This window comes from Streptomyces sp. PH10-H1, assembly GCF_030063355.1.
Classification (GTDB): domain Bacteria; phylum Actinomycetota; class Actinomycetes; order Streptomycetales; family Streptomycetaceae; genus Actinacidiphila.
This window is the reverse complement of record NZ_JASISZ010000048.1, coordinates 41,703-65,429: the sequence shown is the minus strand read 5'-3', so window position 1 is coordinate 65,429 and position 23,727 is coordinate 41,703. Positions and strand designations below refer to the sequence as shown.

Here is a 23,727-nt window from a genome sequence, read left to right as displayed (position 1 = left end):
GGCGGCGGAAGGACTTTGTTTTTCAAAGGAACCTCAAGCAGAACCGGAATCGGCCCTGCCCGGGGTATATAAGTCTGGCGTTGACTTTTGGCACGCTGTTGAGTTCTCAAGGAACGGACGCTTCCTTCGGTGCCGTAACCGGCGCCCTCCGGGCTTCCCTTCGTTTTCTCAGCTTAGCAGATCCGATTTCCCGTTTCTGCCACCCGCTGAGGCGGGTTTTTGTTTCGCGCCTTGCGGCGTGTCCACTACTTTAGCGCATTTCCCGCCCCGCTCATAATCGAGCTATTCGGACTGAATTTCGGCGCACCGAAAAGCAACCCTGACGGGAAGTCGTAGTAGTGGGTGGCCACCTCTGCGGGGATCCGGACGAACCGGACGCACCGTTTCCAGCGGCTCGGACTACGTTACGTAGGAGCGGCAGCAGAGTCAAGCTCTGCCGCCGCTCAAACGCATGGGTTTCAGCCGACCTCGATGGCGGCCAGGCTCTTCTTGCCACGACGGAGGACGAGCCAACGGCCGTGCAGCAGGTCGGAGTCGGCGGGGACGGCGTCCTCACTGGTCACCTTGGTGTTGTTCAGGTAGGCGCCGCCCTCCTTGATGGCGCGCCGGGCGGCCGACTTGCTCGCCACCAACTCCACCGCGGTCAAGAGGTCGACAACCGGCTCCAGCGACGTGACCTTGGCGTACGGCAGCTCGGAGAGAGCGGCCGCCAGCGTGGCCTCGTCCAGGTCGGTCAGCTCCCCCTGGCCGAAAAGAGCCTTGGAAGCGGCCGTGACGGCCAGGCACTGATCCGCCCCGTGCACCAGGGTGGTCAGTTCCTCCGCCAGGGCGCGCTGGGCGGCGCGGGCCTGGGGGCGCTCCTCGGTGAGCCGCTCCAGCTCCTCGATCTCCTCGCGAGTCTTGAAGCTGAAGATGCGCAGGAACTTGGAGATGTCACGGTCGTCGGCGTTCAGCCAGAACTGGAAGAAGGCGTACGGCGTGGTCATCTCGGGGTCGAGCCAGATCGCGCCGCCCTCGGTCTTGCCGAACTTGGTGCCGTCCGCCTTGGTGATCAGCGGGGTGGCGAGCGCGTGCACGGAGGCGCCCTCGACGCGATGGATCAGGTCGATGCCGGCCGTCAGATTCCCCCACTGGTCGCTGCCGCCGGTCTGCATGGTGCAGCCGTACCGCCGGTAGAGCTCCAAGAAGTCCATGCCCTGCAGGATCTGGTAGCTGAACTCGGTGTAGCTGATGCCCTGGTCGGAGTTGAGGCGCCGGGCGACGGCTTCCTTGGCGATCATCTTGTTGACGCGGAAGTGCTTGCCCATGTCGCGCAGGAACTCGATCGCCGACATGCCGGACGTCCAGTCCAGGTTGTTCACCATCGTGGCGGCGTTCGGGCCCTCGAAGGAGAGGAAGGGCTCGATCTGGGCGCGGACGCGCTCGACCCAGTCGGCGACGACCTCGGGGGCGTTGAGCGTCCGTTCCGCCGACGGCTTGGGATCGCCGATCAGACCGGTGGCACCGCCGACCAGGCCCAGCGGCCGGTGACCGGCGCGCTGCAGCCGCCGGATGGTGAGGATCTGCACCAGATTGCCCAGGTGGAGGCTGGGCGCCGTGGGGTCGAAGCCGCAATAGACCGTGACAGGGCCGTCCGCGAACGCCTTGCGCAATGCGTCCTCGTCAGTGGAAACGGCGATCAGCCCTCGCCACTGCAGCTCGTCGACGATGTCCGTCACGGGTCTCTTGTCTCCTTGGGTCAGTGCGATGAGTCGGTTCTCCGCGGCCGCACAGCGGCGGTCCGCGCAGCGTCCGTACAGCGTGTCCGAGGGTACGCGGTCGCGGCCAGTCGTTAACTACGGCGCCGCGGGGCGTGCGCCCGGTAGGGACTGACGGTCGGGTCGCCGTCGATCCAGAAACGCCAGGGGTGGACGGCGCCGTCGCCGCCGACGCCGGTACGGGGGCCGGTACGGATCAGCTCCGCGGCCGGCGGAGCGCCGGCCAGAACCCGGAACGGACTCCCCGCCGGATCGGCGGGCGGATCGCCGGACAGACCGGCTGACGAATCGGCGCGCGGACCGTCCGGGGGTTCGCAGACGTCCGCTCCGTTGAGGGACCGGTCGACGGCGAGGGCGGTGGCCAGCCGGGCCGGGCCCTGGGCGAGGTCGGTGTCCTTGCGGGAGGTGGGGCGGTTCTTGCGGGCGAGGTCCGCGCCCCGGGTGATCTCGCCGCCGCGCAGCAGGACACCGCTGGCCGTGCCCTCCGGGCCGCACACCAGGTTGAGGCAGTGCCACATGCCGTAGGTGAAGTACACATACGTGTGGCCGGGCGGTCCGAACATCACCGCGTTGCGTTCGGTACGTCCCCGGTAGGCGTGCGATCCGGGGTCGATGGGGCCCGCGTATGCCTCTACTTCGGTCAGGCGCAACTCGATCGGGCCGTCCGCGGTGCGGCGGACGAGGATCCGGCCGAGCAGGTCCGGTGCGATGTCGAGGACCGGGCGGTCGAAGAAGGACCGGACGAGCGGGGTCCTTTCGGCATCGGCGATCATGCGGTACGAGGGTACCGGAACCGTTCGCCGCGGTTCCGCGTTCGTAGAGACCGTAAATGTCGGCGGCAAGCGGAACTGGTTCTAGGCTCAGTGCGCCGAGGCATGCGCCCGTCGCAGCCGGCAACAGCCCCAGCAGTTCACGCGATCAGGAGGTGTCGAGGTGACCGAGCAGAAGCGGCGGCCGCTCCCCCACGAGTTCCATCCGCCGGTGCCGTCGTTCACGGTGGTGAGCGATGACGTGGCACCGGGCGCGGTGTTGAAGGACGAGCAGGTGTACGCGGCCGGGAACACCTCGCCGCAGTTGCGGTGGGAGGGCTTCCCCGAGGGGACGAAGAGCTTTGCCGTGACGTGTTTCGACCCGGACGCGCCGACCGGCAGCGGTTTCTGGCACTGGTCGCTCATCGATATCCCAGTGACGGTCACCGAGCTGCCGACGGGTGCCGGCACCGGGGACTTCAAGGGCCTGCCCGAGGGCGCGCTCCATGTGCGGAACGACTACGGGACGCGGGACTTCGGCGGGGCCGCTCCACCGCCGGGGGACGGCCCGCACCGCTATGTCTTCACCGTGTACGCGGTGGACGCCGGGAAACTGGGACCCGACGCGGACGCCTCGCCGGCCGCGATCGGTTTCAACCTGCGCTTCCACGCGCTGGGCAGGGCCCAGCTGATCGGGGAGTACGAGGCACCGGCCGGGAGCTGAGCGCCGTCGCACCTCGATTAATTGCGTTGCGCCCCGGCGCCCCGAATCGCACAGTGGTACCTGTCTGGTGGTGGCCCACCATCACCGGGCAGTCGGTACCGCGGTAGCGGGGGCGGCGGGGCGTCGCGTTGTGGTGGTTCTCGCCCGCGCGATGCAAGTCGTCTGCCGGAACCGGGCGTTCCCCGCCCGGTGTCCGCGCCGGCTGCCGTACGCTCCGGACGCTTCCGTTACGCACGGGGGGAAGCGTCCGGGGCGTTCGGCATTTCGTCCGGCCCTTTTCGTCCGGAATTTCCGCTGTCCACTGCGCGCTCCCCACTGCCCGGCAGCGGCTCCCCCACACCCTCACGTCCCTTTCCCCGCACGGATATTGCGTTGTCCGCGCGGGGTCTGCCAGGCACAGTGGATCCACTTCGCCATGGGGCGGGGACGGATCGTTGAGGTGGGCGGAATGCGTGAGACGCTGGTGCTGAACGCGAGTTTCGAGCCGCTGTCGACGGTGTCGCTGCGGCGTGCGGTCGTGCTCGTGATGCAGGAGAAGGCCGTCGTCGAGCAGGCGCATCCGGGGCTGCGAATCCGCGCCGCCGCCGTCGAGGTCGCGGTTCCGCAGGTGATCAGGCTGCGGAGATACGTCCGGGTGCCGTTCCGACAACGGGCCTCGTGGTCGCGGCGGGGTGTGCTGGTGCGTGACCGGCACCGGTGCGCGTACTGCGGTCGCCGGGCGAGCACGGTGGACCATGTCGTACCGCGTTCGCACGGTGGCGGGGACACCTGGCTGAACACGGTCGCCGCGTGTGCGGAGGACAACCACCGCAAGGCGGACCGGACGCCGGAGCAGGCGGGGATGCGGCTGCTGGCCCAGCCGTTCGAGCCGACGCCGGCGGACACGCTGCTGCTGGCGCTGGGGATCAGGGATCATGCCGTGCTGCCGGACTGGCTGGCTCTGCCGGCCTGATCCCGGCGGTGCACGGACGGCGGGCCTACCAGGGGTGGCGGCCCGCCGTCCGGGTCCGGTGCTCACGTGATGGGGGTTCGGACCCGGATCACGTGAGCACCGGATTACTTGAGCACGAGTTGGACGATCGCCACGATGCCGACGACGACGATGACACCCCGCAGCGCGCCCGGCGGCAGCCGGCGGCCGATGCGGGCGCCGAAGATGCCGCCGAGGGTGGCGCCGGCGGCGATGAGGCCGACGGCGGCCCAGTTGAAGTCGGCGACGAAGAGGAAGAAGACGGCGGCGATCCCGTTGACGAGCATGCCCAGGATGTTCTTGACGCCGTTGATGCGCTGCAGGTCGTCATGGAGCAGCAGGCCCATCAGCGACAGATAGAGGACGCCCTGGGCGGCCCCGAAGTAGCCGCCGTACATGCTGGCGAGGAAGAGGCCGGTCAGCAGCGGCGGGCCGCCGTCGGTGGGGACGTCCGTGCCGTCGCGTTCGCGGCGGGCTTTGACGGCGCGGGCGAGACGGGGCTGCACGACGACCAGGACCACGGCGAGGCCGATCAGTACGGGGACGATCGCGCCGAACGCCGTGGACGGCAGCGTCAGGAGCAGGATCGCGCCGGACAGGCCGCCGGCCAGGGCGGTGGAGCCGAGCCGGATGACCCGCCGGCGCTGGCCGCGCAGTTCGCGGCGGTAGCCGATGGCCCCGCTGAGTGAACCGGGCACCAGGCCGAGGGCGTTGGAGACATTCGCGGTGACCGGCGGGAGGCCGACGGCGAGGAGTACCGGGAAGGTGATCAGGGTGCCGGAGCCGACGATGGTGTTGATGGTGCCCGCGCCGAGTCCCGCCGCGAAGACGGCGAGTGCCTCCCAGATCGTCACGCTGTACCCCTCGATGACCGGTGTCGGTTACACCGATCATGCCCGAGGGTCAGTCCTTGTCGAAGCGCGGGGTCTCGCGGCGCGGAGCGTTGTCGTCGCCGTTGTTGCCGCCACCGCCCCCGCCACCGTTGTTGCCGCCGCCTCCGCCACCGCCGTTGCCGGGAGCTCCGGGGAGGTTGACGATGCCGCCGAGGCCCTTGAGCGCGTCGTTGAGTTCACTGGGGATGATCCAGAGCTTGTTGGCGTCACCCTGGGCGATCTTCGGGAGCATCTGGAGGTACTGGTACGCCAGCAGCTTCTGGTCCGGGTCGCCCGCGTGGATGGACTCGAAGACCGTACGGATGGCCTGCGCCTCGCCCTCGGCGCGCAGCGCGGCGGCCTTGGCGTCACCTTCCGCGCGCAGGATCGAGGACTGCTTCTCACCTTCCGCGGTGAGGATCTGGGACTGCCGGATGCCTTCGGCGGTGAGGATCGCGGCGCGCTTGTCGCGGTCCGCGCGCATCTGCTTCTCCATCGAGTCCTGGATGGAGGTCGGCGGCTCGATCGCCTTGAGCTCGACGCGGTTGACGCGGATGCCCCACTTGCCGGTGGCCTCGTCGAGGACGCCGCGCAGTGCCGCGTTGATCTCCTCCCGGGAGGTCAGCGTCCGCTCCAGGTCCATGCCGCCGATGATGTTGCGGAGCGTGGTGACGGTGAGCTGCTCGATCGCCTGGATATAACTGGCGACTTCGTACGTCGCCGCCCGGGCGTCGGTCACCTGGTAATAGATGACGGTGTCGATATTGACGACCAGGTTGTCCTGCGTGATCACCGGCTGCGGGGGGAACGGCACGACCTGCTCGCGGAGGTCGATGCGGTTGCGGATGGTGTCGATGAAGGGCACGACGATGTTCAGGCCCGCGCTGAGAGTGCGCGTATAGCGGCCGAAGCGCTCGACGATGGCGGCGCTCGCCTGTGGAATGACCTGGACCGTCTTGATGAGCGCGACGAAGACGAGCACCACCAGGATGATCAGGACGATGATGATCGGCTGCATGTCCACTCCCGCGCCGTTTGACTGCGGATGTACCGGATGTACTTCGACATGATCAATTGTCGCAGACCACTACGGCGGTGCGCCCAGGGTTCGGCGAATTCCCGGAGCGCTGCCGTGGCGGCCGTATCGGTCGCTTCGGTCACATGACGACGGCGGTCGCTCCGTCGATCTCCACGACATCCACCTTCTCGCCCGGGTCGAAGATCCGCTCATCGTCGAGGGAGCGCGCCGACCAGATCTCACCGGCGAGTTTGATCCGTCCGCCGCCACCGTCGACCCGTTCGAGGACGACGGCCTGCCGGCCCCTCAGCGCGTCGATCCCGGTACGCAGCTCGGGGCGCTGCGTGCGGTGCCGGTAGGCGATGGGGCGGACGACGGCGAGCAGCGCGACCGAGACGATCACAAAGACGATGACCTGGAGAACGATGCCGCCGCCGAGCGCGGCCGTGACCGCTCCCGCGACGGCACCGACCGCGAACATCCCGAATTCGGGCATCGCGGTCAGCACCAGAGGTATGCCGAGTCCTACGGCGGCGATGAGCCACCACACCCATGGGTCCACCTCCCCATCGTAGGGGGGTGGGGGTGATCTGTGACAGGCCTTGCCAGGTACGGACAGGCCGTACCGGGCGGGGTATGCCGTACCGGACGGGGTATCAGGAGAGCGGCAGTCCCGCGGCGGTCCAGCGGTCGCCCCTGCGTTCGACGACCAGCGGGAGGCCGAAGCAGTGCGAGAGATTGCGCGAGGTGAGTTCGAGCTCCATCGGGCCCGCGGCGACGACCTTGCCCCGGCGGATCATGAGGACATGGGTGAAGCCGGGGGCGATCTCCTCGACATGGTGGGTGACCATGATCATGGAGGGGGCGATCGGGTCGCGGGCGAGCCGGCCAAGACGCCGGACGAGGTCCTCGCGGCCACCGAGGTCGAGGCCGGCCGCCGGCTCGTCGAGCAGCAGCAGCTCCGGGTCGGTCATCATGGCGCGGGCGATCAGGGTGCGCTTGCGTTCGCCCTCGGACAGGGTGCCGAACTTCCGGTCCAGGTAGTCGGACATGCCGAGCCGGTCGAGGAAGGCGCGGGCGCGGTCCTTGTCGACCCGCTCGTAACTCTCCCGCCAGTGCGCGGTCATGCCGTACGCGGCGGTGAGGACGGTTTCCAGGACGGTCTGGCCGCTCGGCATCTTGTCCGCCATGGCCGCGCCCGCCATGCCGATTCGGGGGCGCAGTTCGAAGACGTCGACGCTGCCGAGCTTCTCGCCGAGCACCTGGACGGTGCCGGTGCTGGGGAAGAGGTAGCTGGAGGCGATGTTGAGCAGCGTGGTCTTGCCCGCGCCGTTGGGTCCGAGGATCACCCAGCGTTCGCCCTCGGCGACCGACCAGGAGACCTGGTCCACCAGAGCCCGTCCGTCGCGGACCACCGATACGTCCACCAGCTCCAGCACATCGCTCATGAGCGCGTTGTCTCCCATTGCAGTCTCGGTTGTCACGGGCAGAGCCCCGAGGGAAAACCTACGCCACGCGTCGGGCGGTCCAGTCCTTAGGCTGGGGGGATGCTTGATGAACCTCGATCAGGACGGCTGGCGGCATGGGGAAATGCCCTACTTGCCGGACTTGCCGCACCGGATGATGTCGCCCAGGAGGTCCTGGGCGGGGACGCCGTTCACCGGATGACCGGACTGCCGGGCGAAAACGGCCCGGTCGGTCTGACCCTCGGCCTCGGACGACTGCGCGCGCTCGGTACGACCGGGCTGCGGATCGCGCTGCCCGCGCCGGGGCATCCGCTGGGCCTCAGCGGCCCGCCGGAGTTCAACGCGCGGGCGCTGGCCGCGGGCGAGGCCGTGATCGCGGTCGGCGGCCCGGCCCTCGGCCTCGTTCCCGAAGTGACCGAGGCCGGGCCGCGCGGCGATGTGCACGTGGAGGTGGAGTGGCAGTGCCTGAAGGTACGGTCCGCCCCGCCGGCGGACGTGCCCTCGCTCGGCGAGGCGGAGCGGGAGCTGGCCGAGGCGCTGCGGGACACCACCGAGGCGCTGACCCGGCTGGACGTCGCCGGGACCGGACCGGCCGCGCAGGCGGCCCTGGACGCCTACCGGGCGCGCGCCGAGCGCGGCCATGACGTGCTGGCGCCCGGCTATCCGCCGCGGGCGGTACGGGTGTTGGTGATGGCGCAGCGGGTCAGCGCGCTGGTCGCCATCGCCGCCGACGGGCATGGGGCCGCGGTCAGCGCCTCGGAGATCGCGGCGCGCGCGGAGTTGCTGCGGCCGGTGGAGCGCACCGCCCGGCGGGCACAGGTGGCGGCCTACAACGCCTACGTGGAGGAGGCGGAGCGCCGGACGCCGTAAAGGCCGCGTCCCCGAACGCCGCGGCCGCGGAGGCAGTGCCTCCGGGGCCGGTCGTCGCGGTGCGAACCGCTGGGTGCGACTACTTGTTGACGCACACGTTCCCGAAGGTCGGGTTCAGGGCACCGATCACGCTGACGGTGTTGCCACAGGCGTTGACCGGGACGTGCGCGGGAACCTGGACCAGGTTGCCCGAGGCGACACCGGGTGAGTCGTGTGCCACGCCGTGGGCGTCGGCGCCGTGAGCGGAGGCGACACCGGCTCCGGCCATGGCGAGCCCGCCCGCGACGAACGTGATGGCCGCGGCCGTCTTCAGGATCTTCACTTCGAACTTCCTCCTCGCATGGTGCACCGCGGCCAACCGCCGCAGTACGTCATACAGAACGGGTCACGGCCGGTCAGGGGGCGCCACGCGGGCGACATCCACCCGACAGTATGAATCTCACACCGGAACACGACGTTCCGGTCAGGCCCCGATACCGTGCCTGACCGCCCACAGGGCGGCCTGGGTGCGGTCCGAGACATCGAGCTTCATCAGGATGTTCGAGACATGGGTCTTCACGGTCTTCTCGGAGAGCACCAGCGCGCGGGCGATCTCCCGGTTGGACCGTCCGTCGGCGATCAGCGTCAGGACTTCGCGCTCCCGTTCCGTGAGGGCGTTGCCCCGGCCCTGGCCGTGGCCGGGGAACTCCTGCGAGAGCAGCGCGTCGGCGACCTCCGGCTGGAGCAGTACATGACCGGCGTGCACGGAGCGGATCGCGCCGGCCAGCGCCTCGGGGTCCACGTCCTTATATACGTAGCCGGCGGCGCCTGCCCGCAGGGCGGGCACGATGGTGCGCTGCTCGGTGAAACTGGTGACGATGAGCACCCGGGCCGGGCTGCCGAGCTCGCGCAGTTTCCGCAGGGCCGAGATGCCGTCGGTGCCGGGCATCTTGATGTCCATCAGGATCACGTCGGGGCGCAGTTCCCCGGCGCGGGCCACGCCCTCGTCACCGTCGCCGGCCTCGCCGACGACCTCGATGTCGCCCTGGACCTCCAGGAACGTCCGCAGACCGCGGCGCACCACCTGGTGGTCGTCGACCAGCAGGACGCGAATTGCCCGCCCGTCGCCCGCCACCACCCTTGCAACGAAACGCTCCGTGCTGTCCCTCTTTTCCTCAGCCACCGGGCACCTCCATCTCGATGACGGTGCCCTTCCCGGGCGCCGATGTCACTGTCAGATGCCCGCCGGCGCCGCTCGCCCGGTCCCGCATGGAGACCAGGCCGAGGTGGCGGCCGGCGCGGCGCACCGCGGACGGTTCGAAGCCCGTACCGTCGTCGCCGACCCGCAGGACGGCGCCCTTGCCGCGGCCGGTGAGACAGACGGTGACGGTGGTCGCGTGCGCGTGCCGCAGTGCGTTGTGCAGGGCTTCCTGCGCGACGCGCAGCAGCGCCTCCTCCTGGGCGGCGGGCAGCGCCCGCACCTGGCAGGACGAGAAGGTGACATGGGCCGTGTGGGCCCGGTCGAGCACTTCGGCCTGGGTGCGCAGGGTCGCGACGAGGCCGTCCTCGTCCAGGCCCGCGGGCCGCAGCTCGACGACGACGGCGCGCAGTTCGTCGGCGGCCTCGGCGGCGAGCGCCGCCACGTGCTTCAGCTCCTCCTTGGCGCGCGCCGGGTCGCGGTCGACCAGCGCGGCCGCGGCCTGGGCGGTGAGCCGCAGCGAGAAGAGCTTCTGGGACACCGCGTCGTGCAGCTCGTGGGCGATGCGCGCCCGCTCCCCCGCCAGCGTCAGTTCGCGGCTGCGCTCGTAGAGACGGGCGTTGGTGAGGGCGATGGCGGCGTGCGCGGCCAGGGTGCGCAGCAGCGTCTCGTCCTCCTCGGTGAAGGCGCAGACGGTGGCGGGTTCCGCGCGGGGGCCGAGCTTGTTGGCCAGGAAGATCGCGCCGAGGATCTCCTCGCCGTCGACGACCGGCATGCCGATGAAGTCGGTCATGCCGGGGTGGGCGCGCGGCCAGCCGCCGAAGCAGTCGGCCTGGGTGACGTCCGCCAGTCGCTGGGGGGTCGCTTCATGGAGCATCGCGGCGAGGATGCCGTGCTGGCGGGGCAGCGGGCCGATCGCCTTCCACTGCTCGTCGCTCACTCCGTCGACGACGAACTGGGCGAACCCGCCGTGATCATCGGGCACGCCGAGCGCGGCGTACTCGGCGTCGAGCAGCTCACGGGCGGACGCGACGATGGTCTGCAGGACCTCGCGGACCTCCAGGTGCCGGCTCATCGCGAGGACCGCGGAGCTGACCGCTTCGATTCCGCCCCGGGGCGAACGGTTGGACATGCATTCAACCTACCGGCGCCGCGGGTCCGGCGGATCGGGCCGCGGACCTAGGGCGAAGTGCCCCCCTGAGTGCGGCGGACGGCCGAGGCGCGGGACGCACCGGTGTTCCTACGGTGAAGGCAGCCGTCGGGCACCGGGCCGGACGGCGGCTCGGAGGGCGGGACGATGGGCGTAGCAATCATCACTGGGGCGTCACGGGGGCTGGGCCGGGCGGTGGCCGGGGCACTCGCCCGGCGCGGCTGGGACCTGGTGCTCGACGGGAGATCCGCGGATTCGCTGAAGGCCGCCGAGGCAGGGCTCGGGCAGGAGGGCACGGCGCGGGTGGCGGCCGTGCCGGGCGATGTCACCGACGCCGCCCACCGGACCGCGCTCATCGCGGCGGCGCGGGCGTTCGGCGGCCTCGATCTGCTGGTGAACAACGCGAGCGCGCTGGGCGCCGAGCCGCTGGTGGCTCTGGCGGAGCTTCCGCTGGACGGCCTGCGCGCCGCACTGGAGACGAATGTGGTGGCGCCGCTGGGGCTCATACGGGAGGCGCTGCCGCTGCTGCGGGCCTCGGGGGGCTCGGTGGTGAACGTCAGTTCCGACGCGGCCGTGGAGGCGTACGGGACCTGGGGCGGCTATGGAGCGAGCAAGGCCGCCCTGGACCAGCTGTCCGCCGTCCTGGCCGTCGAGGAGCCGGGGCTGCGGGTGTGGTGGGTCGACCCGGGTGACATGCGCACCGAGCTGTACGCGGCGGCCTGCCCCGGCGACGACCTGTCGGACCGCCCGCTGCCCGAGGACGTGGCCCCGGCCTTCCTGCGGCTGCTGGACGAGGTCGCGCCCAGCGGGCGCTACACCGCTCCGGCGCTGCTGGAGCCACGGTGACCACGGTGGAGGGGTTGCGGGGGCTGCGGGTGCCGCCCGAGCTGTCGGCGCGGGCGCCGGCCGAGCAGCGGGACGGCGTCCGGCTGCTGGTCGGCCGCGCGGCGGCGGGCGAGGTGTCGCACCACGCCTTCCGGGAGCTTCCAGGACTGCTGCGGGCCGGTGACGTGCTGGTGGTGAACACCTCGCGGACGCTGCCCGCCGCGGTCGGCGGGCATCTCGCCGGGGAGCCGGTGACCGTGCACTTCTCCACCCGGCAGGACGACAGGGGGCACCCCCGGCCGGAGGTTGGGGGACGCTGGGCGGTGGAGCTGCGGACCCCCGATGAGCGCGGCACGACGCTGCCCCGGGCCGGGGGACCCGCCGGAGCCGTCGTGGAGCTGCCGGGCGGGGAGCGGCTGGTACTGGAGGAGCCCCTGTCGCCGCGCGGGGACCGGCTGTGGGTGGCGCGGCCGTCCATGGCGGACCCGGCGGCGTATCTGCACCGCCACGGCCGGCCGATCCGGTACGGCTACACGGAGCGGGACCAGCCGCTCGCGGCCTATCAGACGGTGTTCTCGGTGCCGACCCCCGACGGTCTCGGCTCGGCGGAGATGCCGAGCGCGGGCCGACCGTTCACCGCCGGGATGGTGACCGCCCTGGTCAGCAGGGGTGTGCAGCTCGCGCCGATCGTGCTGCACGCCGGGGTCTCCTCGGCGGAGACACATGAGCCGCCGTACCCGGAGCGGTTCGCGGTGCCGCCGAGCACCGCATGGCAGGTGAACGCGGCCCGCAGCGGAGGGGGCCGGGTCATCGCGGTGGGCACGACGGCCGTGCGGGCGCTGGAGTCGGCCGCGGACGGCCGGGGCACGGTGCGCGCCGCACGGGGCTGGACGGACCTGGTGCTGACCCCGGAACGCGGGGTGCGCGCCGTGGACGGACTGCTGACCGGGCTCCATGAGCCGGCGGCCTCCCACCTGCTGATGCTGGAGGCGGTGGCGGGCGCCCCACTGCTGGAACGGGTCTACGCCGAAGCCGTCCGCGGCGGCTATCTGTGGCACGAGTTCGGCGACGTGAATCTGCTGCTCCCATAGCCGTCACCCCGCGCACCCCCGTCATCACGATCCGTCGATGGCGGGGGTGGTGGTGTGTGACCTCGCCGATAGGACGTACGTCACTTACGAAGCCGGTTAGTGGACCGCGCGGGCGTCCGCAGCGCGCAAGGCAGCACGTAAGGGACGGGTAAACACCCCACGCCGTTCAACCCGCAGCTACGACTTTGGTTAGTAATGCGCCTCTTTGCCCTGCGATTTTTACCCAGCTATCAATGCTGGAGTCCGCGATTGGAAGAGGTAACTCCCCCATGCAGCTCCCCACGCTCCCTAAGCTCGGCCGACTGAGCAAGGTGCACACGTTCGCCGTAGCAGGCACCGCTACCGCCGCCCTGACGGTTCTGGCCATCACCGCCGGTGCCCAGGGATCCAGCGGGACGGCACTCGCCTCCGGCGAGCCCGCGAACTTCGCCGTCGTGAACACCGCCGGCCCGAACCAGGGCATTTCCGCACAGGCCGGCGCCGCTTCCCAGCACGCCGCAGCCGACGCCGCGGCCAAGAAGAAGGCTTCCGACGACGCCGCCGCGGCCGCGAAGAAGAAGGCGGCCGACGACGCCGCCAAGAAGAAGGCTTCTGACGACGCCGCCAAGAAGAAGGCTTCCGACGAGGCCGCCAAGCGCCAGCAGGAGACGCAGGCCGCCAACCGCTCCACCCAGCGCAAGGCAGTCTCCGCCGCTCCCGCTCCCGCTCCCGCTCCCGCGGCCCCGGCCGCCGCGTCGTACTCGAACAACCTCGACGGCTGGATCAAGCAGTCGCTGTCCATCATGTCCGCCAAGGGCATACCGGGCAGCTACGACGGCATCCACCGCAACATCATGCGGGAGTCCTCGGGCAACCCGCAGGCCATCAACCTGACCGACTCGAACGCCGCCGCCGGCATCCCCTCCAAGGGACTGCTGCAGGTCATCGACCCGACGTTCGCCGCGTACCACGTCGCGGGTACCTCGAATGACATCTACGACCCGGTCGCCAACATCACCGCCGCGTGCAACTACGCGGCCGCGAACTACGGCTCCATCGACAACGTCAACTCGGCCTACTAAGAGCCGCTGAACGACGTGACCGACGCGAAAGGGCGGCCGCCCCCGGGTGGGTGGGGCGCCCCTTTCGCGTACCCGGGTATCCGGACGTGCCCGGGTGTCCGGGTGTCCGGTGGCCGGGTGGTTCCGCGCTACTTGCGCATGACCTCCGGCTCGTGGCGGCGCAGCAGCCGCGCGACCACGACGCCGCAGATCGCGGCGAGCAGGACCAGGACGCCCATGTCGACGAACCACTGGGTCGCGGTGTGCGCCCACAACGGGTCCGTGGAGTTGCCCGGGTCCCACGGCATGAGCACGTTCAGCTGTTCGGTCGTGCCGAGAGCGGAGATGGCCCACCTGGACGGCATCAGCCAGGCGATCTGCTCCACCCCGATCGAGTTGTAGATCTGGAAGAGCACCCCGGTGAAGACGACCTGGACGATCGCGAACATCACCAGCAGCGGCATGGTCTTCTCGGCGGTCTTCACCAGCGAGGAGATGATCAGGCCGAACATCATCGAGGTGAACCCGAGCGCGATGACGGCCAGCGTCATCTCGATCGCCGGCGTGTCCTTGAAGATCACGCCCTCGGTGGGCAGCGCCCTCGGCGCGAAGCCGATGCCGCAGATGATGACGCCCTGCAGGGCCGTGATCAGGCCCAGCACGATGACCTTGGACATCAGGTACGCGGAGCGCGACAGGCCGGTGGCCCGTTCCCGCTCGTAGATGACCCGTTCCTTGATCAGTTCTCGTACCGAGTTGGCGGCGCCGGAGAAGCACGCGCCGACCGCGAGGATCAGCAGGATGGTGCCCGCGTCCTTGTTTGTCAGGTGGTTCTTGATCGGGCCCGGGCCCAGCCCGGCCTCGGCCGGGATGACGACGCTCACGATGCCCAGGACCGCGGGCAGGATGAACATCAGGCCGATGAAGCCGCGGTCGGAGGCGATCACCGACAGATAGCGTCGCACCAGCGTCCACAGCTGCGCGCCCCAGCTCTGCGGCTTGGGCGGGCGGGTGGCCTGCTGCGGGACGACCGCCACGGCCTGCGGCGCGGCGTCGAGGTCGGCCGCGTACATCTGGTAGTGCTGCGAGCCGTGCCAGCGGCCCGACCAGTCGTAGTCGCGGTAGTTCTCGAACGCCGAGAAGACGTCGGCCCAGGTCTCGTAACCGAAGAAGTTGAGCGCTTCCTCCGGCGGACCGAAGTACGCGACGGAGCCGCCCGGCGCCATCACCAGCAGCTTGTCGCACAGTGCCAGCTCGGCCACCGAGTGGGTGACCACCAGGACGGTACGGCCGTCGTCGGCCAGACCGCGCAGCAGCTTCATGACATCGCGGTCCATGCCCGGGTCGAGACCGGAGGTCGGCTCGTCCAGGAAGATCAGCGACGGCTTGGTGAGCAGCTCCAGCGCGACGGAGACACGCTTGCGCTGGCCGCCCGAGAGGGAGGTGATGCGCTTGTCCGCGTGGATGTCGAGCTTGAGCTCCTGGAGGACCTCCTGGATCCGGTGGTTGCGCTCGTCGGTCGCGGTGTCACCGGGGAAGCGGAGCTTGGCCGCGTACCGCAGTGCTTTGCGGACGGTCAGCTCCTTGTGGAGGATGTCGTCCTGCGGGACCAGACCGATGCGCTGGCGCAGCTCGGCGAACTGCTTGTACAGGTTTCGGTTGTCATACAGCACCTCGCCCTGGTCGGCCGGGCGGTAGCCGGTCAGCGCACGCAGCAGCGTGGACTTGCCGGAACCGGACGGGCCGATGACCCCGACGAGCGACTTCTCCGGGACACCGAAGGAGACGTCCTTGAGGATCGTCTTCGTGGTGTTGCCCTGCGGGACCGTGACGGTCAGCCGCCGGGCCGAGAAGGAGATCTCACCGGTGTCGACGAACTCCTCGAGCCGGTCACCGACCAGCCGGAAGGTGGAGTGGCCGACGCCGACGATGTCGTTCGGGCCCAGCAGATGACGCTGGATCGGCTGACCGTTGACGTAGGTGCCGTTGTGGCTGCCCAGGTCGACGATCTCGTAGCGGCCGTCCGGGCTCGCCCTGAACTCGGCGTGGAACCGGGAGACCTGCAGGTCGGATACGACCAGCTCGTTCTCCAGGGCACGGCCGATCTTCATGACCCGGTTGATCGCGATGTGGTGCATGGTGGTCGGGCTGCGGTGCTGCTGGCCCTGCGGCTGCTGGCCCTGCGGCTGCGGTGCCCAGCCCTGCTGCTGCGGAACCTGTGCGGGCGGCTGCTGGCCCCAGCCGCCCTGCGGCGGCTGCGGCTGGACGGGCGGCTGCTGTTGCGGCGGATTCTGCCGCACGAAGGGCGCCGCCTGACCCGCCTGGGCCTGTTGCGGCTGTGCCAGCGACGTCTCCGCACTGTAGAGATCGGCGCTGACCTGCTGGCCGGCGCTGAAGTTGAGGCGGGGGCCGTCGGTTGCGTTGCCGAGGTTCACGGCGGCGCCCGGTCCGACCTCCATCTGGTGGATCCGCTGACCCTGCACATACGTGCCGTTGGTGCTGCCGAGATCCTCGACGACCCAACTGCGTTCGCCCCAGCGGATGGTGGCATGACGCCAGGAGACCCTGGCGTCGTCAAACACCATGTCCCCCTGTGGGTCACGTCCGAGGCTGTACGACCTGGACGGATCGAGCGTCCAGGTTTGACCGTTCAATTCGAGTACGAGTTCAGGCACCCCAAGCCCCAAAAGTTGTCCCCCGAGTATTTCCCCATGCGGGGAGTCTAGGGATTGCGAACATCGGGAGGAACTATTTCAGGCCCGACTGTCGAACCGGAAGGCGCCCTCCGATAAGTGCGCCCCCGGGAGGCGTTGACTGGGTCCAAAAGCCACCGGAGAGTAGTAACCGCCCAAGGACACGACCTCGGGGGGCCGGGATGACCGTACGGACCATGCCCTCGGCGAGCGTACTGCTCTCCGCCATCGCGTCTGTGAGTTGGGCGTTTCTGGCCATGGCGGGCACAGCCGCGCTCGGCCTGCATCTGCTCGGAGCCGACGCCGCCGGCTCGTTGGGACCGATGACCGCCGCGGTGGTGGCGATGGCCGCGGGCGGCCGGGTCAGCCCGTCGGGCGACGTCGCCGTGTTCGGGCTCGACAGCGCCGGGACCACGGGAGCCATCGGCGTCATGCCGCTGGGCGTGAGCCTGGTGGGGGCGCTGCTGCTGACATGGGTCTTCCTGCGGTCGCTGCGCGGCGCCGGCGAGCCGGGGCGGAGCCGCGAGGGAGCGCGCGCGACGGAGCCGCCGTGGTCCGGGGCGGTGGTCCCCGCGGGCGAGCTGGCCGCGCGGGTGATCGCGGTCGCGGCGCTCTTCACCGCCCTGCTCGGCGGGCTCGCCTGGGCCGGGCAGGACACCATCGCCATCGACGGCGCCTCACTCGGCGCCCCCACGGGCGGCGGCCTCGATCTGCCCGGCATCGGCGACATCGGCGGCGGGCTCACCGACGGGCTGAAGGGTCTGATCAAGGCCAAGACCTCGGTCGGCTTCCATGTGGACACCGTCCCCACACTGCTGCGCGGTCTGGTGTGGGTGTTGGCGGTGCTGCTGATCGCGCTGCTCGGCTCACGCCGTACGCCGCTGCCGCCGGGCTGGCAGGCCGTGCACCGGGTGGTGCGGCCCGCCGTCTCCGCGCTGTGCGCGGTGCTGGTGCTCGCGGTCGTGGCGGGCTTCGCCGCCGCCGGGTACGCGGCGGTGACCGGCAAGGAGCCGGGCCGCATCATGGGAGCAGCGCTCCTGGGCGCGCCGAACGGGGTCTGGCTGGCGGTGCCGCTGGGCCTGTTCGTCCAATGGAAGGGCGCGGCGACCGGAGAGCTCGCGAAACTGCTGCCCGACCCCATCGACCGGCTGCTGAGCGGCGGGCTCAACGAGCCGATCACGCCGGGCCGGCTCGCCGAGCTGGACCACCGGGTGTGGCTGCTGCCGGTCGCCGCGGCGCTGATGATGCTGACGGCCGGGGTGCTCGCGGCGACCCGTACCCCGGTCGGGACCGGGCCGCGCACCGGATACGTGGGACGCTGCGCGCTGCGCCTGGGGGTGGCGGCAGCCGTCGCGTTCCCGTTACTGGTGTGGCTCACCGGAATCTCGGTGAACGCGAACCTGTCGGTGTTCGGGTTCGACGCCGTCGGGGCCGGGATCGACCTGCACGGCAGCGTTCCCGTGGCGCTGCTGCTGGGCGCGGCCTGGGGCGCGGGGGCGGGCGGCGTCGGCGCGCTGCTGGCCCTGGCGACCGGCGCCGCGGGACGCCGGGCGGCGCCGCTCGCCCGGGGAGGCGCCCCGGGAGCCGCGGGCGGCGATTCCTCGCGGACGTACCCCGACATCGCCTACGAGCCGGGACCGTACCTGCCCGGCCCGGCGTTCCACCCGGACGAGACCGAGCCGAACCCGTACAAGCTGCCATCGGCGCCGGGCGGCGGCTCCGGTGCCGGGGCCGGTGGTGACTCGCCGCACGCGGCCCCGACCGTGGCCGGGGCGTTCGTGCCGCCGCCCCTGCCGCGCCGGCCCCAGGGCCGGGCCCGGCCCGACAAGTGGCCCGACCCGCCGGGCGAACCGCCACCGCCGCCGGGACGACCGGGGGGACGCCGCTAGGGCCAGTCAGGGTCTGGCCGCAAGGAATGTTCCGGCCACCGCGGGGCACGAGGGTGTCCGCCACGCGGGACGGCTCGTCGTGTCCTCGAGTCCGCCGGATACGGTGGTGTCACCATGAACGACGCCACGCAGCCCATCCCTGTCGCCGCCGTTCCCTCCGCGGACGCGCCCACTCTCCTCGTCAAGATCTTCGGCAAGGACCGCCCCGGCATCACCGCAGGACTCTTCGACACTCTCGCCGCGTACGGCGTGGACGTCGTGGACATCGAGCAGGTCGTCACCCGGGGCCGGATGGTGCTCTGCGCGCTGGTGACCGTGCCGGCCGGCCCCGGTGCCGAAGGCGAACTGCGCTCCACCGTGCACAGTTGGGCCGAGTCGATCAAGATGCAGGCGGAGATCATCTCCGGCCTCGGCGACAACCAGCCGCGTGGCGAGGGACGCTCCCATGTGACGGTCCTGGGGCACCCGCTGACCGCCGAGTCGACAGCCGCCATAGCGGCTCGCATCACCGCCACCGGCGGCAACATCGACCGTATCTTCCGGCTGGCGAAGTATCCGGTGACGGCCGTGGAGTTCGCCGTCTCGGGCGCCGACCCGCTGGCGCTGCGCTCCGCGCTGGCGACAGAGGCCGCCGCGCGCGGGGTGGATGTGGCGGTGGTCCCGGCGGGACTGCAGCGCCGGGCCCAGCGGCTGGTGGTCATGGACGTGGATTCCACCGTCATCCAGGACGAGGTGATCGAGCTCTTCGCCGCGCACGCGGGGTGCGAGGCGCAGGTCGCCGAGGTCACCGCCGCGGCGATGCGCGGCGAGCTGGACTTCGAGCAGTCGCTGCACGCGCGGGTCGCGCTGCTGGCTGGGCTGGACGAGTCGGTGGCGGACAAGGTCCGCGCCGAGGTCCGGCTCACCAAGGGCGCCCGTACGCTGATCCGCACGCTCAAGCGCCTCGGCTACCAGGTGGGGATCGTCTCGGGCGGCTTCACCCAGGTCACCGATGACCTCAAGGAGCGGCTGGGGCTGGACTTCGCGGCCTCCAACACCTTGGAGGTCGTCGACGGGAAGTTCACCGGCCGGGTGACCGGCCCGATCGTGGACCGGGCCGGTAAGGCGCGGCTGCTGCGGAGCTTCGCGGAACAGGCCGGGGTGCCGCTGAGCCAGACCGTCGCGATCGGCGACGGGGCGAACGACCTCGACATGCTGAACGCGGCCGGGCTCGGTGTCGCCTTCAACGCCAAGCCCGTCGTCCGCCAGGCGGCGGACACGGCGGTCAATGTGCCGTTCCTGGACACGGTGCTGTATCTGCTCGGCATCACGCGGGAAGAGGTCGAGGCGGCGGACGCGCTGGACGTCGCGCCGACGGACGCCCGTTAGGTCTCAGTTCCCAGCAGGGTGGCCGGTGCAGGACCGGTCATCCCTCGTGCGGCACCCAGTAGTCGGCCAGTTTGCCGACGCCGTGCTCGACGGACTTCCACGACCCGGGGAAGGTGAGAACGGCGAAGGCCGCCGTCGGGAAACCGCTGCGGTTCATCCGGGCGAGGGCGCCGGCCTCGGCGTCACCGGCGAGGGCGTCGGCGAGGGCGTGGATACCGGGGTTGTGGCCGACGACCAGCAGGGAGCCGATCTCGTCGGGGGTCTCGTTCAGCAGGGCGAGGAGATCGCCCAGGCTCGCCTCGTACAGCCGCTCCTCGTAGACGGTCTTGGGACGCTGCGGCATCTCGTGCGCGGCGAGCTTCCAGGTCTCACGGGTGCGGGCGGCGGTGGAGCAGAGGACCAGACCGGGGGCGAGTCCCGCGTCGGCGAGCCGGCGGCCGGCCACAGAGGCGTCCGTGCGGCCGCGCTCGGCCAGCGGCCGCTCATGGTCGGCGACCGAGGGCCAGTCGGCCTTGGCGTGACGGAGAAGGACGATCGTACGGGGCGAATCGACGCTCATGCCCCTCAGCTTTCCAGAAAACCCGCGATCGGGCGCGGGGTAGGGGTAGGTCGCAGGCCCCGCCGGTCACCGCGGCTCGTCACCCGGCCCGTCACAGGATGTGCTGCGCGATGCCCGGGAGCGCGTCGGCGATGCGGGCGATGAGATGACCGGCCGGTGCGGCAGCCGAGGTGTTGGTCCGGCCAGGTCCCGCGATCAGCATGAGCAGTGCGGCGAAGGCCACCGCGGGGAGGGCGACGGCCCACCACGGAAGCCGTGTCTGCACCCCGCGGACCGGCCGGCCGGCCGCGTGCCGCGAGGACCGGTTGTACGCCTGGATGGACTGCGAGGACACGGTGACCGCCTCCGTGAAGTGCTGGGATGTGCTGGCACTTCGAAACTACGGAAGGGGGGCGGATGATCCCATCGGGCGGGCCACCCACTTCACCCTGACCCGGCCCCCCTAAGGATGGTGGGGTTGTCCCCACCATCGGCCTCAGGGGCGGCGGTCAGCCGAAGTTGGCGGCGACGGTCGCGATGACCGCCACGAAGGCCGGAACGGCGAGCATCAGGCCGATGATGATCATCAACCGCTTCTGGCTGTGCGGGGGGTTGGGCTCGAGTACGGGCATGGGCTCAGTCTCCCACCGGCGCCGGCGCCGGCGGCAGCGGGGTCGCCGGCGGGAGGCTCACAGTTCGTCCTCGATGTACCGGTTGCGGCCCGCCAGGACGCCGACGACGATCTGCGGCACCATCAGGGCGGCCATCAGCGCGATGGGCAGGTCCCAGCCGCCGCTGCGCTGGTAGAGGGTGCCCACCAGGATCGGTCCTGGGATCGAGATCAGATAGCCGGTGCTCTGCGCGAAGGCCGACAGCCGGACCACGCCCGCGCCGGTGCGCGAGCGCATCCCGACCATCGTCAGGGCGAGCGGGAAGGCGCAGTTGGCGACGCCGAGCAGCAGCGCCCACACCCAGGGCGCGGCGGCCGGGGCCAGCCACAGGCCGGTGTATCCGGCGAGGCCGAAGAGGCCGAGGACGACGACGAGCGGGCCCTGGTGCCGCATCCGCCCGGCGAGCGAGGGCAGCACGAAGGACAGCGGGACGCCCATCACCATCGTGACGGCCAGCAGGACCCCGGCGGTGCCGGCGGAGACCCCGGCATCACGGAAGATCTGCGGCATCCAGCCCATGGCGACATAGGCGGCGGTGGCCTGCAGGCCGAAGAAACAGGCCAGCGCCCAGGCCGTACGGCTGCGGGTGATCCGTCCCGCGCCCCCGTCAGTGCCGGCGGTGCCGGCGGTGCCGGCGGTGCCGGCGGTGACCCCGGCGGCGGGCCGCGCGGCGGCGCTGCGGTCCCGTACGAGACCGAGCCACGGCACGATGGCGACGACCGCCAGTGCCGCCCAGACGCCCAGTCCGAGCCGCCAGCTGTCGCCCATGGCGGCGGTCATGGGCACGGTCGCCGCGGCGGCGGCCGCGGTTCCGAGGGAGAGCGCCATCGAGTAGAGCCCGGTCATCGGGCCGACCCGGTCGGGGAAGTACCGCTTGACGATCACCGGCATCAGGATGTTGCTGACCGCGATGCCGGCGAGCGCGACGGCGCTGGCGGCGAGGAACACCACGGTGCCGCCCGCGAACGGGCGCAGCGCCAGTCCCGCCGCGATGGCCGCCATGCCCGCGCACACCACGGCGCCCGGGCCGAAGCGGCGGGCCAGCCGCGGGGCGGCGATGCCGAACAGCGCGAAGCACAGCGCGGGCACCGAGGTGAGGAACCCCGCGACGGCGCCGCTCATCCCCAGGCCGTCCCGCACCTCTTTCAGCAGCGCTCCGAGGCTGGTGATCGCGGGGCGGAGGTTGAGCGCGGCGAGGATCAGCCCGACGACGACGAGGCGCCGGGTCCATACCGGCAGCGGCGCCGCGGGGACGTTCCGCTCCGGTACGGACTCGGTGGTGGGCCCGGCTATGGGCCCGGTCCTGGTGCGGTCGAGGGTGAGGGGTTCGTCTTCGCGCATGCGCCCATCATAGAATGATGGGATGAATATGGATCCACTCCCCCGGCAGTCCACGCTCGCCGACCAGGTGATCACCCGGCTGCGTACCCAGATCACGTCGGGCGAGTGGCCGGTCGGCTCGCGCATCCCGACCGAGCCCGAGCTGGTGGAGCAGCTGGGCGTCGCCCGTAACACCGTCCGCGAGGCGGTCAGGGCCCTGGCGCACAACGGGCTGCTCGACATCCGGCAGGGCTCCGGCACGTATGTACGGGCCACCAGCGAGCTGGCGGGCGTCATGCACCGCCGCTTCGCGGACGCCGACCCGCGGCATGTCGCCGAACTGCGCAGCGCCCTGGAGGCATCGGCGGCCGGGCTGGCCGCACAGCGCCGCACCGAACGTGATCTGCTCCATCTCGACGCCCTGCTGGAGCGCCGCGAGCGGGCCTGGAAGTCGGGTGACTCCGCCGCGTTCGTCGACGCGGACGCGACGCTGCACCTGGCGGTCGTCGGCGCCTCGCACAACGATGTGCTGGTCGAGCTCTACGCGGACTTCGGCGAGGTGCTGCGGGCCTTCCTGCGCGCGGACGTCGGCGAGGAGCTGCGGCCCGAGGACCATCTGGACCACGCCCGGCTGGTCGAGGCGATTCGCGCGGGTGACAGTGACGCGGCCGCCGCCGAGGCGGGCGCGCACGCGTTCCACTGCCGGTTCCTCAAACGCCGGACGGGCTGAAATCAGCCCGTCCGGCGTTTGAGGACAACGGCACTACGCACCGACAGCGTGCAGACCGCCGTCGACGTGCACGATCTCGCCGGTGGTCTTCGGGAACCAGTCGGAGAGCAGGGCGACGACACCACGGCCGGCAGGGTCGGGGTCGGACATGTCCCATTCCAGCGGGGAGCGGTGGTTCCAGACGTCCGCGAGCTCCGAGAAGCCCGGGATGGACTTGGCGGCCATGGAACCGATCGGCCCGGCCGAGATCAGGTTGCAGCGGATGTTCTGCTTGCCCAGGTCACGGGCGAGGTAGCGGGAGGTCGCCTCCAGCGCGGCCTTGGCCGGGCCCATCCAGTCGTACTGCGGCCACGCGTACTGGGCGTCGAACGTGAGGCCGACGACCGAGCCGCCGCCGTTGCTCATCAGCGGCAGGCACGCCATGGTGAGCGACTTCAGCGAGAACGCCGAGACGTGCATCGCGGTGGCGACGGACTCCCACGGGGCGTTGAGGAAGTTGCCGCCCAGCGCGTCCTGCGGCGCGAAGCCGATGGAGTGCACCACGCCGTCCAGGCTGCCGAGCTCGGCGCGGACCGTGTCCGCGAGCGAACCGAGGTGCTCGGCGTTGGTCACGTCCAGCTCAATGACCTTGGTGGGCTTGGGCAGCTTCCTGGCGATGCGCTCGGTCAGGGTGGGCCGCGGGAAGGCGGTGAGGATGATCTCAGCGCCCTGCTCCTGTGCCAGCCGGGCGGTGTGGAACGCGATGGAGGACTCCATCAGCACGCCGGTGATCAGGATGCGCTTGCCTTCGAGAATTCCACTCATGGTGA

24 protein-coding genes are annotated in these 23,727 nt (G+C 70.9%); 9 read left to right on the top strand and 15 right to left on the bottom strand.

The window, feature by feature from the left end; translation table 11 throughout:
- Positions 1-458 precede the first annotated feature (458 nt).
- Positions 459-1,718 (bottom strand): tyrosine--tRNA ligase, encoded by a 1,260-nt coding sequence (gene tyrS, locus QMK24_RS26090; RefSeq protein WP_283469222.1) that lies wholly within the window; start codon positions 1,716-1,718, stop codon positions 459-461.
- A gap of 113 nt (positions 1,719-1,831) precedes the next feature.
- The gene (locus QMK24_RS26085; RefSeq protein WP_283469221.1) at positions 1,832-2,530 is read right to left on the bottom strand and encodes a DNA-3-methyladenine glycosylase; all 699 of its coding nucleotides are present in this window, start codon (positions 2,528-2,530) and stop codon (positions 1,832-1,834) included.
- Between the two features lie 160 nt (positions 2,531-2,690).
- Between QMK24_RS26085 and QMK24_RS26080 the strand changes: the two genes are divergently transcribed.
- Together QMK24_RS26080 and QMK24_RS26075 are read left to right on the top strand one after the other, a co-directional pair.
- Complete coding sequence (locus tag QMK24_RS26080; protein WP_283469220.1) at positions 2,691-3,230, top strand: YbhB/YbcL family Raf kinase inhibitor-like protein; 540 nt, start codon at positions 2,691-2,693, stop codon at positions 3,228-3,230.
- A gap of 448 nt (positions 3,231-3,678) precedes the next feature.
- Positions 3,679-4,182, top strand: a complete 504-nt coding sequence (locus QMK24_RS26075) for an HNH endonuclease (RefSeq protein ID WP_283469219.1) — start codon at positions 3,679-3,681, stop codon at positions 4,180-4,182.
- A 104-nt stretch (positions 4,183-4,286) separates the two neighbouring features.
- Here QMK24_RS26075 and QMK24_RS26070 read toward each other — a convergent pair whose 3' ends face one another.
- The 4 genes from QMK24_RS26070 to QMK24_RS26055 form a co-directional block, all read right to left on the bottom strand.
- Positions 4,287-5,054 carry a sulfite exporter TauE/SafE family protein gene (locus tag QMK24_RS26070; RefSeq protein ID WP_283469218.1) on the bottom strand — a complete coding sequence of 256 codons (768 nt, stop codon included), beginning with the start codon at positions 5,052-5,054 and terminating at the stop codon, positions 4,287-4,289.
- 49 nt (positions 5,055-5,103) lie between these two features.
- Positions 5,104-6,090: an SPFH domain-containing protein gene (locus QMK24_RS26065; RefSeq protein WP_283469217.1), complete on the bottom strand. Its 987-nt coding sequence runs from the start codon at positions 6,088-6,090 to the stop codon at positions 5,104-5,106.
- A 139-nt stretch (positions 6,091-6,229) separates the two neighbouring features.
- Positions 6,230-6,652: an NfeD family protein gene (locus tag QMK24_RS26060; protein WP_283469216.1), complete on the bottom strand. Its 423-nt coding sequence runs from the start codon at positions 6,650-6,652 to the stop codon at positions 6,230-6,232.
- A 94-nt stretch (positions 6,653-6,746) separates the two neighbouring features.
- Positions 6,747-7,556 carry an ABC transporter ATP-binding protein gene (locus QMK24_RS26055; protein WP_283469229.1) on the bottom strand — a complete coding sequence of 270 codons (810 nt, stop codon included), beginning with the start codon at positions 7,554-7,556 and terminating at the stop codon, positions 6,747-6,749.
- Between the two features lie 81 nt (positions 7,557-7,637).
- Here QMK24_RS26055 and QMK24_RS26050 point away from each other — a divergent pair, with 81 nt between their 5' ends.
- Entirely contained in the window at positions 7,638-8,426 is a 789-nt protein-coding gene (locus tag QMK24_RS26050; RefSeq protein ID WP_283469215.1) for an Rv1486c family protein, read from the top strand.
- Between the two features lie 79 nt (positions 8,427-8,505).
- Here QMK24_RS26050 and QMK24_RS26045 read toward each other — a convergent pair whose 3' ends face one another.
- The 3 genes from QMK24_RS26045 to QMK24_RS26035 form a co-directional block, all read right to left on the bottom strand.
- The gene (locus tag QMK24_RS26045) at positions 8,506-8,748 is read right to left on the bottom strand and encodes a chaplin (RefSeq protein ID WP_283469214.1); all 243 of its coding nucleotides are present in this window, start codon (positions 8,746-8,748) and stop codon (positions 8,506-8,508) included.
- A gap of 141 nt (positions 8,749-8,889) precedes the next feature.
- Complete coding sequence (locus tag QMK24_RS26040) at positions 8,890-9,540, bottom strand: response regulator (RefSeq protein ID WP_283469228.1); 651 nt, start codon at positions 9,538-9,540, stop codon at positions 8,890-8,892.
- 40 nt (positions 9,541-9,580) lie between these two features.
- The gene (locus QMK24_RS26035; RefSeq protein ID WP_283469213.1) at positions 9,581-10,735 is read right to left on the bottom strand and encodes a GAF domain-containing sensor histidine kinase; all 1,155 of its coding nucleotides are present in this window, start codon (positions 10,733-10,735) and stop codon (positions 9,581-9,583) included.
- 165 nt (positions 10,736-10,900) lie between these two features.
- Between QMK24_RS26035 and QMK24_RS26030 the strand changes: the two genes are divergently transcribed.
- From QMK24_RS26030 to QMK24_RS26020, 3 genes are all read left to right on the top strand, one after another.
- Positions 10,901-11,599: an SDR family NAD(P)-dependent oxidoreductase gene (locus QMK24_RS26030; protein WP_283469212.1), complete on the top strand. Its 699-nt coding sequence runs from the start codon at positions 10,901-10,903 to the stop codon at positions 11,597-11,599.
- Positions 11,600-11,604: 5 nt separating this feature from the next.
- Positions 11,605-12,669: an S-adenosylmethionine:tRNA ribosyltransferase-isomerase gene (locus QMK24_RS26025; protein WP_502962564.1), complete on the top strand. Its 1,065-nt coding sequence runs from the start codon at positions 11,605-11,607 to the stop codon at positions 12,667-12,669.
- Positions 12,670-12,938: 269 nt separating this feature from the next.
- Positions 12,939-13,730, top strand: coding sequence for a transglycosylase SLT domain-containing protein (locus tag QMK24_RS26020; RefSeq protein ID WP_283469210.1), 792 nt, complete (start codon positions 12,939-12,941; stop codon positions 13,728-13,730).
- Positions 13,731-13,858: 128 nt separating this feature from the next.
- Here QMK24_RS26020 and QMK24_RS26015 read toward each other — a convergent pair whose 3' ends face one another.
- Positions 13,859-16,384, bottom strand: a complete 2,526-nt coding sequence (locus QMK24_RS26015; RefSeq protein ID WP_283469209.1) for an FHA domain-containing protein — start codon at positions 16,382-16,384, stop codon at positions 13,859-13,861.
- Between the two features lie 215 nt (positions 16,385-16,599).
- Here QMK24_RS26015 and QMK24_RS26010 point away from each other — a divergent pair, with 215 nt between their 5' ends.
- Together QMK24_RS26010 and serB are read left to right on the top strand one after the other, a co-directional pair.
- The gene (locus QMK24_RS26010) at positions 16,600-18,291 is read left to right on the top strand and encodes a streptophobe family protein (protein WP_283469208.1); all 1,692 of its coding nucleotides are present in this window, start codon (positions 16,600-16,602) and stop codon (positions 18,289-18,291) included.
- Between the two features lie 114 nt (positions 18,292-18,405).
- Positions 18,406-19,659: a phosphoserine phosphatase SerB gene (gene serB, locus QMK24_RS26005; RefSeq protein WP_283469207.1), complete on the top strand. Its 1,254-nt coding sequence runs from the start codon at positions 18,406-18,408 to the stop codon at positions 19,657-19,659.
- Positions 19,660-19,696: 37 nt separating this feature from the next.
- On the opposite strand, the gene QMK24_RS26000 is transcribed toward serB, so the two are convergent.
- The 4 genes from QMK24_RS26000 to QMK24_RS25985 form a co-directional block, all read right to left on the bottom strand.
- Positions 19,697-20,218, bottom strand: a complete 522-nt coding sequence (locus tag QMK24_RS26000) for a SixA phosphatase family protein (protein ID WP_283469206.1) — start codon at positions 20,216-20,218, stop codon at positions 19,697-19,699.
- 91 nt (positions 20,219-20,309) lie between these two features.
- On the bottom strand, positions 20,310-20,537 hold the full coding sequence (locus QMK24_RS25995) for a hypothetical protein (RefSeq protein WP_283469227.1): 228 nt from the start codon (positions 20,535-20,537) through the stop codon (positions 20,310-20,312).
- 169 nt (positions 20,538-20,706) lie between these two features.
- Positions 20,707-20,829: an SGM_5486 family transporter-associated protein gene (locus QMK24_RS25990; protein ID WP_283469205.1), complete on the bottom strand. Its 123-nt coding sequence runs from the start codon at positions 20,827-20,829 to the stop codon at positions 20,707-20,709.
- Positions 20,830-20,886: 57 nt separating this feature from the next.
- Positions 20,887-22,209: a CynX/NimT family MFS transporter gene (locus tag QMK24_RS25985; protein WP_283469204.1), complete on the bottom strand. Its 1,323-nt coding sequence runs from the start codon at positions 22,207-22,209 to the stop codon at positions 20,887-20,889.
- 28 nt (positions 22,210-22,237) lie between these two features.
- Here QMK24_RS25985 and QMK24_RS25980 point away from each other — a divergent pair, with 28 nt between their 5' ends.
- On the top strand, positions 22,238-22,918 hold the full coding sequence (locus tag QMK24_RS25980; RefSeq protein ID WP_283469226.1) for a FadR/GntR family transcriptional regulator: 681 nt from the start codon (positions 22,238-22,240) through the stop codon (positions 22,916-22,918).
- A 33-nt stretch (positions 22,919-22,951) separates the two neighbouring features.
- Here the strand turns inward: QMK24_RS25980 and fabI are convergent, their stop codons facing one another.
- A complete protein-coding gene (fabI, locus tag QMK24_RS25975) occupies positions 22,952-23,722 on the bottom strand; it encodes an enoyl-ACP reductase FabI (RefSeq protein ID WP_283469203.1) in 771 nt (256 codons plus the stop codon).
- Positions 23,723-23,727: the final 5 nt, after the last annotated feature.